We start from the raw sequence: 13,949 nt of genomic DNA on the forward strand, positions 1-13,949 counted from the left end.
CTATAAATTTATAGGATGTAAGATCTGTAATTCCTCCTTTATGCAGCTGATCTGTCCCGCCAGATCCGTATGATTGGTCAGTGCACCGGAAACAGCCACACCATATATGCCCGTTTTCATCAACAGAGAAACATCTGCCTGTTCAATGCCCCCAATGGCAACGATCGGGATTCTTATGCCTGCCTGTGCGACTTCCTTCAAGATGCTTTCATAACCTTTCAAGCCCAGTACCGGGCTTAAATTCTGTTTGGTATTTGTAAACCGATAGGGGCCTAAGCCAATATAGTCCGCCCCATCCGCGACTCTTTGCACAATGTGTTCAAAAGTGTTGGCGGTGCCGCCAATGATCATCCTGTCGCCGGCAATAGCCCTCGCTTCCCGGATTGACATATCCTGCAATCCTAAATGTACACCATAGGCGCCTGCCTGAACCGCTATATGCGGATGGTCATTTACAATGAGCCTGGCTCCATAATCAACACACAAAGCATTGGCTTTAAGAGCAAAATCAAGGATGTCAGCCTCTGGCTGATCCTTAATTCTAAGCTGGATCCATTTCCCTCCGGCATCCAATACTTCCTTAATGGCATCCAAATGCGTGCCCCCGGAAGTATTCTGTGATATATACTGTAATTTATCGATCATAATTGTGGTAACCTAAAAGTGTGTTATTGCTGTTTAAAAAATCCTCAATATATATTTTGCCATGTTTGCAGGCATCTCTCAAATTATAGCCCAAAGCCAGATTTGCGGTGATTGCGGCAGATAACACACAGCCAGACCCATGCTTCTGCCGATTCAGGACAATCCCCGGTTTTAACTCCAGCACCCGGGCGTTCTCAAAAAGCAAATCTGTCCCCATAGCCCTTAAGTTGTGACCACCTTTCAGAAGAACAGGGCAGTAGACAGCCCAATGACCAGCCGTCTCTTCCGCAGATCCTGCATTGCCCATACTGAGCATCTCGCTATAGTTCGGAGTGATCAGGTCAATAAGCTGTAAAACAGAACCCAACTGCACCAGATTCCATTGATGGAAGGAAAACCCGGCACTCGCTTTCAAAACCGGGTCCAGAACGATTTTTACATCTTCATCCTGTGTCCTGATAAAAGACAATACCTCCATTAGCACCTCAACATCTTTGATCAGTCCGATCTTGCAGGCAGAAATCCTGAACTTTGCAAATAAAGGTTCAAGTTGTGCGATGATCTGCGTTGAACTCATCCATTCACAGCTTATAAACTGATCATCGGTCTGTACAGTCAATGCCGAACACACCCCAAATCCATAAACCCGGTGCTGCTCAAAGCACTTCACATCAGCAAGAATTCCCGCGCCACCACTGGGGTCAAACCCGGCTATACTCATCACATATGGTCTTTCACCCAGCATTTTACCTGTTTAAAATTATCAATTGCCTTCAGGGGATCGTTCCAGACCCAGCCCAGCATAGCTGCGCCGTCAAAACCCATTCGTTTCATCCTTGCAATGGTATTTAACCCAATTCCACCCAAAGCAATCACCTTAGCATTTTTTTTACTCACATGAACCTGATCAGCCTCATCGCCAGAAACACCTTTATAACCCGGCTTTGAATAACTATCGAACAAAGGTCCAAAGAAAGTATAATCAAAACCGTACAAGCTATTTATGTCTTCAACCCGATGCACAGAAGTGCTTAATATTTTCTTTTGATCAGAACCCAAATCTGAGAATGCAGTCAATACTGATTCCTGTTTCGCAATCGCTATCCTTCTTTTTTCCGGAAAATGCAAACGATTAATCCCATAATCAAACATCAGTTCATGACACTGGTGTAAAGCAACCCGGTCATGATACCGCGCATCAATTTGAGTTAAAATCTCCCTGCATTCTTCAATTCCCCATTCCGGTTTTCTCAGGTGAAAAATCTCCAGTCCATGCTCAAACAGATCATTGATGAGTTTCGCTTCACCTTTAAAACCTACCGGACTGGAAATGACCATCAGCTGCATATCGTTTATAAATAGATCTCGCTGCCTTTTTCTGTAAACTCCCTGGACTTTTCTTCCATTCCTTTTGCCAATGCGTTTTCCTCTTCCAAACCTTGTTTGGCCGCATATTCTCTCACATCCTGTGTAATCTTCATAGAACAGAAATTTGGTCCGCACATTGAGCAGAAATGAGCGATCTTCGCACCGTCTGCAGGAAGCGTTTCATCGTGAAACTCCTTTGCAGTATCCGGATCAAGGGACAAATTAAACTGGTCTTCCCAGCGGAACTCAAACCTGGCCTTGCTCAGGGCATTGTCCCGGTATTGCGCACCAGGATGCCCTTTGGCCAGGTCTGCTGCATGCGCCGCGATCTTATAAGTGATCACACCATCCTTCACATCCTTTTTATTGGGCAAGCCCAAATGCTCTTTTGGCGTCACGTAACACAGCATCGCAGTACCATACCAGCCAATCATGGCCGCTCCGATAGCAGAAGTAATGTGGTCGTAACCAGGAGCAATATCCGTCGTTAGCGGGCCCAAAGTATAAAAAGGAGCCTCCGCACAATGCTCCAGCTGCTTCTCCATATTCTCCTTGATCAGGTGCATCGGTACATGTCCGGGACCTTCAATTATTGTCTGTACATCATGTTTCCAGGCAATTTTTGTCAGTTCACCAAGCGTTTCCAATTCAGCAAACTGCGCCTCATCATTGGCATCCGCAATACTGCCCGGCCTCAGGCCATCACCCAGAGAGAAAGAAACATCATAAGCCTTCATGATCTCACAGATCTCCTCAAAATGAGTATACAGGAAGTTTTCTTTATGATGCGCCAGACACCATTTCGCCATGATGGAACCACCCCGGGAAACAATACCAGTCACCCTTTTTGCCGTCATCGGAATATACCTTAGTAAAACACCCGCGTGAATCGTAAAATAATCCACACCCTGTTCCGCCTGTTCGATCAAAGTATCCCTGAAGAGTTCCCAGGTCAGGTTTTCCGCCTTTCCATTTACTTTTTCCAAAGCCTGATAAATAGGAACCGTACCAATAGGGACAGGAGAATTGCGGATGATCCATTCGCGGGTCTCATGAATGTTTTTGCCGGTCGACAAATCCATGATCGTATCCGCACCCCATCTGCATGCCCAGACCGCTTTCTCTACTTCCTCCTCGATAGAAGAGGTCACCGCTGAATTGCCAATATTCGCATTGATTTTCACCAGGAAATTACGGCCGATGATCATCGGTTCCAGTTCCGGATGGTTGATGTTGCAGGGGATAACCGCTCTGCCTGCGGCAACTTCAGAACGCACAAATTCCGAAGTAATATAGCCCTTAGGCGTATTTGCGCCAAAACTGTTGCCCTGATGCTGATGCATCATAGGATCACCATGAGCAACCTGTGAAGCGTTCAATAAATCGATCCGCTGGTTTTCACGGATCGCAATATATTCCATTTCCGCAGTAACAATGCCTTTTTTTGCATAATGCATTTGCGAGACATTGGCCCCTTTTATTGCCTTATACGGCTTACTTACATAGGCAAATCTCAGCGAATCAAGTGACTTGTCTGCCAGCCTGAGCTGTCCATAATCTGAGCTGATGTGATCCAGCTGCTCTACATCCTTTCTGCCTGTGATCCATTTTTCCCTTAACCTTGGCAGGCCTTTTTTTACATCAATATCTGCATTCACATCTGTGTAGGGACCACTTGTGTCATATATGGTTACAGGCGCATTCGGTTCAGTAAGGCCGAAACCATTGTGGATCTTTGTGTCAGATAAACTGACCTCGCGCATAGCGACTTCAATATCATGCAGTTGCCCTTTTACCCATATCTTTTTGGATGCCGGGAAGGGGCTGCGGCTAATGACATGTTCCTGGGGAATTTTTTCTTGTTTCATATGTTAAGTTTTGGGATAAGCTGGATTCTTGAAAAGAATTATTTAAATGAAATGGGTCAGTAGTTTATCCACCCTGAGTTGCCTTAATGAGCATCACCTGGTCGCCTTCTTTCAAAAGATGATGACTCCAGCTGGACTTGGTAATGATGGTCTGATTGACGGCCACAGCAATTCCTTTTATCTCGCCGGAAAGTACGACGGAAAGCATTTGCGCTACAGAGCAGGCCTCATTGAGCTGATGATTTTGTTGATTTACAGTTACTTCCATAATTTTGATAATTTGGAAAACTGTAGGGAGCACCCATAAGGGGTCGAAAAGACAGCAATAGATTTGCTTCTACTTTTCCCTTCGGCGGTACTAACCGCATCAGGTTCAAAGGGTATTTCTCAGCACAAGGGCACCCCTAAAGTTTTTTGTAAAGCTATATTATATTATTTTGAAATGCAAACATGATGATTAATTGGGCCGATTTAATAAGCCAAAAGGCGCCCGCACGCGATTATTGCTACCCATAATGATATTGATACCAGTGCAGATAGCTTTGCAGCCGGTGAAAGTTCCTTATTGTGAGGGTTTTCACTATGGTTTAACGGTTTGAACAATAGCCTGTGAAATACAAGCACATTAATAGCCGCCAGCACCAGCAGGGTCATTTTGAGCCAAAATGTCGGATCTATACCCAGTGTCCTGGAATTGGTCATAAACAGCAATATCCCTGAAGGAACGATCAGTAGCAATCCCCTTTGTGACCATGGCAGCAAATGCGCGGATAATGCTTTTAAGGGCAGGTTTTTAGCAAAACCCAACAGTCGCAGATCAAACAGGAAGGCCCCGCCAACAAGGATCACAATGCCCACAATATGTACAATCTCCAGGGCAGGGTAAAGCCATAACGACTGGCGTATAGAAGAAGCCAAAGCTGTGTTTTCCAGCCAGGCAAAAAAGTCTGTTACCTCAGGCAAATTAACGCAATTCGTATTTTACGGTGTCAACATAGATCCGTTCGGCCCGCATTTCTTCTTTTTTTGTCTTATGAGGATAAGCGACAAGCCTTACAGGTGTTCCTTTCTTGATCATATCAGCAGTTAAGCCGCGATCTGTCATGCGGGAAGTAGGTGCCAGGTAGACCAGCCACAATTTTCCTTTGTATTTAACTTTCGCCAGTGCGTGCGGATTTTCATATACAGATTCCTCAATAGTACTTTTAAAATCCAGGACCTTCTTCTGGTCATAATCGGCCCAACCGTGATGAAAGAATGTAAAGGACAGGCAAAAGAAACAGAGTATTGCTAGTGAAATTTGTTTTAAGTAGTTCATATTCAATAGGTTTTATGTATTAAATCTAGTAAAATATTTCTTCAGATCAAAGGAGTACAACTTTCTAACATGCAAAGGCTAAATTTTGTTTAATGTATCCTTATCTTCGTTTTAAAAGACCACCTCATCGCAACAGCTTATGAATGAAACTGAATATTTACAGTTCTGCAAAAAACAGGTTAACGGGCCATTAAATGAAGAAGACCTCGTCACCATGCTAACTGCATGGGGCGCCATCAACTATTCGCTGGGCTATAAAACAGCTCTGACTGACAATAACATTGAACCCAAAGACGACGCCCCGGGTTCAACTGGTTCAGCTATTTAATCAGCGCAGACACAGAAGGACAGCCTGCTATTTCCTACCCATTCCCAGTATAAAAGCAACAATCCAGCCACCTACAGCTGCGATTACCGTCATTGCCGCAATATCTGCCAAAAGTGTATTGGGTGTAAAAATAGTAGTGGTCGAATACATGGCCATATCTAAATATATGGCGACAAGCAATCCCACTATCGCACCCCGTGCAGCGCCCTGTGCCGGTGTGATCCCCGTGCTCCACCGGCCAAACAGAATTGCAAAAAAGAAACCCCAGGCCAGGTTTGCCACCACCATCGCCCACATCTCCATCGGGTCTTTGTGCATGCCAGCGGCGCCCGGGCCCGCATTGGTCATCATAAAATCCATCAGCAGGATACCATAAACGAGCCATCCCAGAAGGAAGAAGACCACACCACCGGCTATGCCGGCAATTAAGATTTTGTTTGAGTTCATACCAGTGTTGTTTAAATGAATTTGGTTAGAATTTGTTTACTATCTAAGTTATTGATAAATAGTTATATAACAAATAAAATTGATGTGGCTGCCAAATCGCCAATATTGCATTTTGCAACGCAAATCTTTCGGCTCTCTCTCTGCTCTGCTACAGTGTTGGTTCAGACTTGCGTCACATCACGGACAGGGTTGGTTCGGTCTGAACCGAACCAACCCTGTCTGTGATGTGTATCAAATGTGTCTCAACCCTGAAGTTGGGACGAGAGAGAACCGAAAGAGTATCGAAAGAGCTCAGATACTTCTCTGTTATGCAAGAATTAATGGCAATGTAATAGGCTCTAATGATGATTATTGCAAATAAAATTGTAAACTTTGTAAAATCAAAAGCACGCATATGGCCAGATATAAAATTCCAGCACTTTTATTGCTTATCGGTATAATTTGCGCGGCTTTTGTGCTGCCCGGCCATCATGATTTTGACCTGGCCAAACAGGAAATCCTGTTCCGGAAGATCGGTCATGAGGTTCTTTTACATTCCGGAGACAGCACTTCAAGGGTGCTGCCGGTAAAAAAGATATCCGACAGTGAATACCAGATCACCTTTGCAAACAAATTTACCTATCAAACCGATTCTTTGGTAGAGATTGTCAGACGCGCCCTGGCAAAAGATAAACTTGCAGACAAATATGTCATCACTGTATTAGATTGTTCAGGAAAAGACATCATGTTTGGCTACGCAGTTTATAAGGACAAAAAAGACGATATCGACGCCTGCTCAGGAAGAAAACAGCCTAAAAACTGTTACCGGATCAATCTCAAATTTCAAGCTGCCGGCATTACGACATCGCAAAAAGGACTTTTGCTTGGCGGATTGCCTTTTCTGGCAATCGTGGGTCTGCTGATCACCAGATCTGTACAGTCAAAGAAAAAACAGGCTTTATTTGCTGGGGGAGATAATAGCACGGACAATAGTAAAGTACATTTTAAGGATAATAATGAGCACTGTTTCAGACTTGGAAGCACACTTTTCTATACCGATAAACGTCTGCTTGAGTTTTCAGGGCAAGCCGTTGAACTCACCCAAAAGGAAAACACGTTACTTTTGATATTTGCCAGATCGCCAAACACAGTCATAGAAAGGGCGAGACTTCAAAAAGAAATATGGGAAGATGAGGGGGTGATCGTCGGCCGCAGTTTGGATGTGTTCATCTCCAAACTGAGAAAGAAGCTGGAAAACGATGTTTCTGTCCAGCTCATAAATATTCATGGCAAAGGGTATAAATTAGAAATACACCAGGATTAGGACGATGCATTCTATACATGAAGAGGTTTTAGAAAAACAACGGAAAATACTTTTAGATCTTGGCAATGACATCACCAGAGTAAGAGAAAAAAACGACCTCATTACCCTGTTTTCAAAGCGGATCAAGGGGCTGTTTTACTTCACGCATACCATTATTACCCTCATTGATCCGCAGGATGACAGCTACAAACCTTTTCTTTTGGACCATGAATTTTCGCCGATAAAAAACCACAAAGATTATGATCTGCTCGTAAATGCAAGATTCTCCCTGGATGAACCATTCATCAAATCGGTACTTGCAACAGAAGAACCGACACTTTTCTTGCTGGAAAATGTGATCAACCACCCTCAAAGCCCAGTATTTCTCCGTGCCAACCATGAAAAAGGCGTAAAGGAGGTATTGATGATGAAACTGATGAATGCAGATAAGCCGATCGGCTTTATCCACATTTACTCAGACAGGGACGACAGTTTTACACAAGAATTCAGGGACATCATCAAGCGCATATCCCCGCAGTTGTCCAGTGCCGTATCCAACATCATCAAGAACGAAGAGATCAAAAAGAAGGAAAACGAGAAATCTTTTCTGCTGGATTTTAGCAATGACATGACCTCTGTACGCACAAAAGCAGACCTGGACGGCGTAGTCAGGTCTGCCTTGCGCAAGCTCACCCCAGACGGCGGTTATGTGATCAGAAAGATCAACGAAGATGGCCTTACTATGAGCGCCTATGTTCACGATCCCGGGACTGCAACAGCGGATCAGGCATTGTTAGCGGAAGTATTATCTGCTAAATTTCCGATAGATGACGGCCTGCAGAACAGGGTATTGGAAAGTCATATACCCTTGTTGTTCAGCGTAAAGCGGGAGGCGGAACGGGGCATTCAGTCCAGATACCTTGAGCTGTGGCAAAACATGGGTTTCCAGACCATGGTGGGTATTGCACTGCGCAACAGAAATGCGAATATCGGATTGTTATGGCTGAGCATTGATGAAATCAATATCCCTATTTTACAGGGGATCTGTGCGCAGATTGCCGTGGCAATGAGCAACATCATGGCCAACGAAGAAGTGCTGCGCAAACAACAGGAACAATCCTTCCTGCTGGACTTTTCCAATGACATCGCCGGCATCATGACTAAGGCCGACCTGGAATCAGCCGTTACCAGAGTGCTGCAGCGCTTGCTGAATACCAAGCTTGCGATGCTGCGGCTCATCGACGATGATGGACGTCACCTGAGCCCGTATATGTTCGACAAAAGCTTGTTTGAGGGTATCATTAGTGATTTTGACAAGCTTTCCGATCAAAAAATAACTATTGATGAACGCTACACCGCGCTGGTGTTAAAAAGTGAAGAGCCACTTGTTCTCCATGTCGAAGAGGAACTGCGGTCGGGTGATCATCAATACGCTGTACTCTGGGAAAAAACAGGCTTCAAAAATATGTATGCAGCAGCGCTTAGGGTCGCCGATCAAACACTCGGTACGGTATGGATGCTTGCTGATCACATCAGTACCGCTTTGTTTAAAGGCATATGCGCACAAATTTCAACGGCTGTTTCCAACATTAAGGCCAATGAAAAAATACTGGAGTACCGCAAACGCCTGGAAGATGAAAATGATTATCTGAAAGAACAGATCAGAACCATTTATAACTTTTCTGACCTCATTGGCAGCGGCGAACAAATGCAACAGGTTTACCGTTTGATTTCATTGGTTGCAGAAAGCAATTCAACGGTCCTGATTTTGGGAGAAACCGGCACCGGCAAGGAACTGGTTGCACGTGCAGTGCACCAGGCTTCGCCGCGCAGGGACAAACTGATGATCAAGGTGAACTGCGCGGCCATGCCGGCCAATCTGATAGAAAGTGAACTGTTCGGCCACGAGCGCGGTGCGTTTACCGGTGCCGTAGAACGCCGGATCGGTAAGTTTGAGCTGGCCAATAACAGTACATTGTTTCTTGATGAAATTGGCGAAATGCCGCTTGAAGCACAGGTGAAGTTATTGAGGGTGCTGCAGGAAAGGGAGATGGAAAGGATAGGCGGCAAGACTACCATCAAACTAAATGTAAGGGTTATTGCCGCCACCAACCGCAATCTTGAACAGGAAGTAAAGGCCGGCCGGTTCAGGTCCGACCTGTATTACCGTTTGAATGTATTTCCCATCACCCTTCCGCCTTTAAGGGACCGTCTGGAAGATATTGAGGCCCTGACCGGGTTTTTCCTGACCAAATACGGTAAGAACACCGGAAAGAAAATAACCAGGATCAGCCCGAAGGCATTGCAGCAATTGCGGAGTTATTTATGGCCAGGCAATGTCAGAGAATTAGAACATGTGCTGGAACGCAGTGTGCTGCTGGCCGCAGACCATATCGTAAAAGAGGTTTATTTGCCAGGTGCAGGCGACGCCGCTCAAATTTCCGAAATGCCTGCTAACCGTTCACTGGAAGAAGTGGAGCGCGCTTATATCATTGAAGTGCTGAAACGGTGCAGCGGAAAGATCTCTGGTACCGGAGGCGCAGCAGAAATACTGGATATACCGGGCAATACGCTGCATTCCAAAATAAAGAAGCTTCATATCCGCAAAGCAGATTACTTTACTTGATAATGATTACTATTATACCCCGTTATAATGACCACTATTAACCCAGTATAATGATTATTATACCTATTTATATCCATGTTATGGCTTATAATGCACATCATAGGTATCAACATCGTCATTGCGAGGCACGAAGCAATCTCATCTTTTAACTCGTATTGAGATTGCTTCGTGCCTCGCAATGACGATACCTGCCGCAATAATAACGCTCATCAGAATGACATTATAACATTATAACTTCCCTTAATAAAGGGACTTATTAAGTACTTTCACTAAATACAGTGAAAAAAACAATAAATGTAAATAAGTAACCAATTGATAATTAATGATTTAGTGTGTTGGCATCAAAATGGCCTATTACAATGTAATTCACATTTAATAAATCATTTAACTAAAGCAATTTTAACAAATCATTTAAAACCAAAAACAATGAAAATAGTAATCATCGGCGGAACCGGACTAATAGGAACAAAGGTAGCAGGTAAACTTCGCCAGGCCGGCCATACAGTAATCGCAGGCTCACCATCTACAGGCATCAATTCAATTACAGGTGAAGGCCTGGCTGAAGCAATGAACGGAACAGACATCGTGATCGACCTTTCCAACTCCCCGTCTTTTGAAGACGGACCAGTATTAGAATTCTTTGAAACCTCTGGCCGCAACCTGATGGCCGCAGAGACAAACGCGGGCGTTAAACATCATCTGGCTGTTTCAATCGTAGGCGTAGACCGCATGCAGGACCTGGGCTATATGCGTGCTAAAATTGCTCAGGAAAACCTGATCAGACAATCCGGATTGCCTTATACCATCATCCGCAGTACCCAGTTTTTAGAATTTATCCCCTCACTTGCCGGCGCTGCTACCCAGGGCAATGAAGTTCATGTATCAGATGTAGAATTTCAGCCGATTGCCGCTGAGGATGTAGCCACTTTTGTAGCTGATCTTGCATTGGCGACGCCCGCCAACGGTATTGTAGAGATCGCTGGTCCTGAGCGTCATACACAAAGCGAATTTATCGCCGCGTATCTCAGGGAAAAGGACAGCAGCAAGAATGTAATCACCAACAAAAAAAGTGAATACTTTGGCGGCCCGATTCCACATGATGGCCTGGTTCCGCAGGGCGAGGCGAAACTCGGAGCAACGGATTTAAAGCAATGGCTTGCCGTACAGTAGTATTCTACCGGCCAGGAAATAGAGTTATAATTTCCTGGCTTGTACCCATTTGGCCTTTCCGGATTGTCTTTAATGATGAAAACCGGATTACCAGATGAAACTGTTAACGCGCTCTCTTTTAATACTCTTTATTTTTAGTCTTTCAGCATTTATCTCCGATGACGGACCAATAGAACGGCTCATTGCCGCACTTGGACAGTTGGCAGCGACCCATCCGCAGGAGAAGGTTTATCTGCACACCGACCGGCCTCACTATGCCATAAACGACACCATTTGGTTCAAGGCTTACGTGACCATCGGTGGACAGCACCATTTATCGGCCAAAAGCGGATCGCTGTATGTTGAGCTGGTCAATGAAAAAGATTCAGTGGCCCAGCTGCTCAAACTGCCGTTAGTTGCAGGCATGACCAAGGGCTGTTTTGCCCTGACCGATGAAATGGGAGAGGGAAACTACCGGCTCAGGGCCTATACCCAATGGATGCGCAATGCGGGGCCTGAGTATTTCTATGATCGGGTTTTTGTGGTCAGGCCGGAAGAAAATGAATCTGTATTTGGATCCGTCAGGCTAAATTTTGACGGACTGTCACAGGGAGAAAGCTTTGTCGGGGCGGTGATCAGGTATACAGATTCCACGGGTTATCCGCTATCAGGTATACCACTTAAATACAACCTGAGAAAGGATTATAAAACAATATATACGGGCAAGGGTGTCACAGATGAAGAGGGAGTTTTTCGGGCAGAGTTTAAAGGACTGACACCGGAAGCTGCAGCGATGAGCCACCTGGTCACGAGACTTGAACTTGAGGACGGTAACGTAGTGACCAAAACATTTCCGGTCAGGATGCAGTCAAAGGAGGTCGAAATTCAGTTTTTTCCCGAAGGCGGTCAGTTGTTGTGTGGCGCTGCCCAGCGGATTGCCTATAAGGTGACAGGACCTGACGGCCTCGGCATACCTGTTTCAGGCAGGCTTGCCGGCAAGGCCGGACAGCAACCCGGCGAATTCAAAAGCAATCAGTTTGGCATGGGTTACATCAAAACCGAAGTAGATAACAATCAAGTCAGATTGGTGAACTTTACGCTTGCCGATGGGAGCAAAATAACAGGGCAACTTCCGGTTCCGCAACTTTATGGACATTCCTTGTCGATAGACTATCATCCTGAGACTTTTCAGGCTACTGTATCTGTCAGACAAGTTTTACCGGATCCGGCATATGCACAAGATCTTTATTTGCTGGTACAGTCCGGCGGGATTGCTTATTATGCAACCGAGGTTTCCATGTCAGATGATGTGGCCAGGCTGGATGTCTCCCTCAAGGGAATGCCTAGCGGAATTGCACAGTTCACCCTTTTTGCCAAAACAGGCGAACCTCTGGCTGAACGTATTATTTTTGTGCAGCAAGACGACCAGATGAAAGTCTCACTGAAAACAGATACGACGGTATACCAGGACCGTGAAGAGGTTTATCTGGAATTGACAACCCGTGCTTCTCAGAATAAATACCCTCCCGCAGACTTTTCCATTTCTGTGTTTAGTGAGGATGCAGTGCCTTCAGATGCCGCACATGAGACCACGATTTTTTCCCAGCTGCTGCTCAGCTCTGACATCAGGGGTTACATAGAGCAGCCCAATTACTATTTTCATCACCCGACACCTGATACCCGGAGAAACCTGGATATCCTGATGATGACCCAGGGATACAGGCGTTTCAGCTGGCGAAACCTGAACTCAGGAAAGACCGGGCCCATTTATTTTCCACCGGAAAAGCTCGGTATCAGAGTAAGTGGAAAATTGACCGGTCTCTGGCATCAGAAAATTCCCTTTGGAAAGGTTTTTCTAGTTAACAATAAGATCGGCATCGTAATTGCCGACACCACAGACCAGGACGGCCGCTTCAGTTTTAATGATCTGGTGATTGCTGAAGGACTGCGTTTTTCCGTAGTGGGCCGCACCAAAAAAGATGGATCAAGGGTCGAGATTTTGCTCGACAAATATGGCAATCAGCAATTGACACCAAATGTGAACATTGCCGATGCGCGGACAGATTTCAGCAAAAATATATTGTTAAAACCGAAAAGACTAAGTAAGGAAGAAGAAATGAATTTGAGGGCACGGCTGAGTTCAGCCAACTTACTCAAGGAAGTCCGGATCAGCGCAAGGCGGCGTGATCCGGGGCTGAAAACCCTGAAAGGTTACATCACTGAAACCATTATCTTTAATGCGCAGGATTCTGGTAAGACCATAGTAAAGGCGATTAATGACAGGGCATTGGAAAATCTGAAATTCATTACACAGGCCACCAGGACAATTGTAACCAAAGATACAAACGAACAAGGCAGGGAATACTTTAAAGTTGCAGATCAGAAGGCTTTTATGGGCCAGCAACAGATGTCTATGCTTATTAATGACCGGTATTACGGTCCTGATGCCATTAATGACATCCTCCAATGGGATGTGGAAGACGTCATCAAAATAGATATCGTACGCGCAACAAGTCCGGTAAGACCAACGGTACTGATTTATACCCGGACCAACTATGTGTATAATCCCATTAACCCGTCAGACCCATATTCACCTTCAAAATGGGCACCCGATATGGTCAATATCTTCCCCAGGGGGTATGACATGGTAAAGGAATTCTACGTTCCCAGGTACGACAACACCGGACAGCAAAACAGCAAGGCAGATTTTCGGAAAACCATTTACTGGAACCCCTCTGTAAAGGTCCGGAACGGTAAGGCGCTATTGAGTTTCTTTAACGGCGACCGAAAGGGAAAATACAAAATTGTCGCAGAAGGCATTAATTCCGAAGGCCAGCTGGGCCGCCAGATCATGTATTATACTGTACATTGACCATTTTTCATTTCTTCCGTTTTAAAGACAGATGTTTTAAAAATGC

The 13,949-nt window shown here is 45.1% G+C and carries 13 protein-coding genes and 1 riboswitch; of the genes, 5 read left to right on the forward strand and 8 right to left on the reverse strand.

All coding sequences use genetic code 11. The features are described from left to right. The 7 genes from QEP08_RS11275 to QEP08_RS11305 form a co-directional block, all read right to left on the reverse strand. The gene (locus QEP08_RS11275; protein WP_285058020.1) at positions 1-645 is read right to left on the reverse strand and encodes a thiamine phosphate synthase; all 645 of its coding nucleotides are present in this window, start codon (positions 643-645) and stop codon (positions 1-3) included. Further along, complete coding sequence (locus QEP08_RS11280) at positions 635-1,390, reverse strand: hydroxymethylpyrimidine/phosphomethylpyrimidine kinase (protein ID WP_285058023.1); 756 nt, start codon at positions 1,388-1,390, stop codon at positions 635-637. The genes QEP08_RS11275 and QEP08_RS11280 overlap by 11 nt, the downstream gene beginning before the upstream one ends. After that, positions 1,366-1,992, reverse strand: coding sequence for a thiamine phosphate synthase (locus QEP08_RS11285; protein ID WP_285058024.1), 627 nt, complete (start codon positions 1,990-1,992; stop codon positions 1,366-1,368). Before QEP08_RS11285 ends, QEP08_RS11280 begins: the two co-directional genes overlap by 25 nt. A 5-nt stretch (positions 1,993-1,997) precedes the next feature. After that, positions 1,998-3,881 carry a phosphomethylpyrimidine synthase ThiC gene (gene thiC / locus QEP08_RS11290; RefSeq protein WP_285058027.1) on the reverse strand — a complete coding sequence of 628 codons (1,884 nt, stop codon included), beginning with the start codon at positions 3,879-3,881 and terminating at the stop codon, positions 1,998-2,000. Between the two features lie 64 nt (positions 3,882-3,945). Beyond that, positions 3,946-4,149 carry a sulfur carrier protein ThiS gene (gene thiS / locus QEP08_RS11295; RefSeq protein WP_285058030.1) on the reverse strand — a complete coding sequence of 68 codons (204 nt, stop codon included), beginning with the start codon at positions 4,147-4,149 and terminating at the stop codon, positions 3,946-3,948. Positions 4,150-4,208: 59 nt separating this feature from the next. Then, positions 4,209-4,297, reverse strand: a riboswitch (TPP riboswitch). A gap of 55 nt (positions 4,298-4,352) precedes the next feature. Further along, positions 4,353-4,844 carry a DUF6644 family protein gene (locus tag QEP08_RS11300; protein ID WP_285058031.1) on the reverse strand — a complete coding sequence of 164 codons (492 nt, stop codon included), beginning with the start codon at positions 4,842-4,844 and terminating at the stop codon, positions 4,353-4,355. A 1-nt stretch (position 4,845) separates the two neighbouring features. Further along, complete coding sequence (locus tag QEP08_RS11305; protein ID WP_285058034.1) at positions 4,846-5,199, reverse strand: DUF6152 family protein; 354 nt, start codon at positions 5,197-5,199, stop codon at positions 4,846-4,848. A 139-nt stretch (positions 5,200-5,338) separates the two neighbouring features. Between QEP08_RS11305 and QEP08_RS11310 the strand changes: the two genes are divergently transcribed. Beyond that, positions 5,339-5,527: a hypothetical protein gene (locus QEP08_RS11310; RefSeq protein ID WP_285058036.1), complete on the forward strand. Its 189-nt coding sequence runs from the start codon at positions 5,339-5,341 to the stop codon at positions 5,525-5,527. Positions 5,528-5,554: 27 nt separating this feature from the next. Here the strand turns inward: QEP08_RS11310 and QEP08_RS11315 are convergent, their stop codons facing one another. Beyond that, entirely contained in the window at positions 5,555-5,974 is a 420-nt protein-coding gene (locus QEP08_RS11315) for a hypothetical protein (RefSeq protein ID WP_285058039.1), read from the reverse strand. 394 nt (positions 5,975-6,368) lie between these two features. On the opposite strand from QEP08_RS11315, the gene QEP08_RS11320 reads away from it, so the two are divergent. The 4 genes from QEP08_RS11320 (at position 6,369) to QEP08_RS11335 (ending at position 13,903) form a co-directional block, all read left to right on the forward strand. Then, a complete protein-coding gene (locus tag QEP08_RS11320; RefSeq protein ID WP_285058040.1) occupies positions 6,369-7,277 on the forward strand; it encodes a helix-turn-helix domain-containing protein in 909 nt (302 codons plus the stop codon). A gap of 4 nt (positions 7,278-7,281) precedes the next feature. Next, positions 7,282-9,882, forward strand: a complete 2,601-nt coding sequence (locus QEP08_RS11325; protein WP_285058043.1) for a sigma 54-interacting transcriptional regulator — start codon at positions 7,282-7,284, stop codon at positions 9,880-9,882. Positions 9,883-10,308: 426 nt separating this feature from the next. Then, on the forward strand, positions 10,309-11,052 hold the full coding sequence (locus tag QEP08_RS11330; RefSeq protein ID WP_285058045.1) for an SDR family oxidoreductase: 744 nt from the start codon (positions 10,309-10,311) through the stop codon (positions 11,050-11,052). A gap of 94 nt (positions 11,053-11,146) precedes the next feature. Further along, entirely contained in the window at positions 11,147-13,903 is a 2,757-nt protein-coding gene (locus QEP08_RS11335; RefSeq protein ID WP_285058048.1) for a hypothetical protein, read from the forward strand. The last annotated feature ends 46 nt before the right edge of the window (positions 13,904-13,949 follow it).

The organism is Pedobacter ginsengisoli (genome assembly GCF_030244015.1).
Taxonomy (GTDB): domain Bacteria; phylum Bacteroidota; class Bacteroidia; order Sphingobacteriales; family Sphingobacteriaceae; genus Pedobacter; species Pedobacter ginsengisoli.

Excerpts from the sequence above, each read along its gene's own strand:
- QEP08_RS11305 (WP_285058034.1), bottom strand. The coding sequence starts at position 5,199 with ATGAACTACTTAAAACAAATTTCACTAGCAATACTCTGTTTCTTTTGC.
- QEP08_RS11285 (WP_285058024.1), bottom strand. The coding sequence starts at position 1,992 with ATGCAGCTGATGGTCATTTCCAGTCCGGTAGGTTTTAAAGGTGAAGCG.
- QEP08_RS11330 (WP_285058045.1), top strand. The coding sequence starts at position 10,309 with ATGAAAATAGTAATCATCGGCGGAACCGGACTAATAGGAACAAAGGTA.
- thiC (WP_285058027.1), bottom strand. The coding sequence starts at position 3,881 with ATGAAACAAGAAAAAATTCCCCAGGAACATGTCATTAGCCGCAGCCCC.
- QEP08_RS11335 (WP_285058048.1), top strand. The coding sequence starts at position 11,147 with ATGAAACTGTTAACGCGCTCTCTTTTAATACTCTTTATTTTTAGTCTT.
- QEP08_RS11320 (WP_285058040.1), top strand. The coding sequence starts at position 6,369 with ATGGCCAGATATAAAATTCCAGCACTTTTATTGCTTATCGGTATAATT.
- QEP08_RS11310 (WP_285058036.1), top strand. The coding sequence starts at position 5,339 with ATGAATGAAACTGAATATTTACAGTTCTGCAAAAAACAGGTTAACGGG.
- QEP08_RS11280 (WP_285058023.1), bottom strand. The coding sequence starts at position 1,390 with ATGCTGGGTGAAAGACCATATGTGATGAGTATAGCCGGGTTTGACCCC.
- QEP08_RS11315 (WP_285058039.1), bottom strand. The coding sequence starts at position 5,974 with ATGAACTCAAACAAAATCTTAATTGCCGGCATAGCCGGTGGTGTGGTC.
- QEP08_RS11325 (WP_285058043.1), top strand. The coding sequence starts at position 7,282 with ATGCATTCTATACATGAAGAGGTTTTAGAAAAACAACGGAAAATACTT.
- QEP08_RS11275 (WP_285058020.1), bottom strand. The coding sequence starts at position 645 with ATGATCGATAAATTACAGTATATATCACAGAATACTTCCGGGGGCACG.
- thiS (WP_285058030.1), bottom strand. The coding sequence starts at position 4,149 with ATGGAAGTAACTGTAAATCAACAAAATCATCAGCTCAATGAGGCCTGC.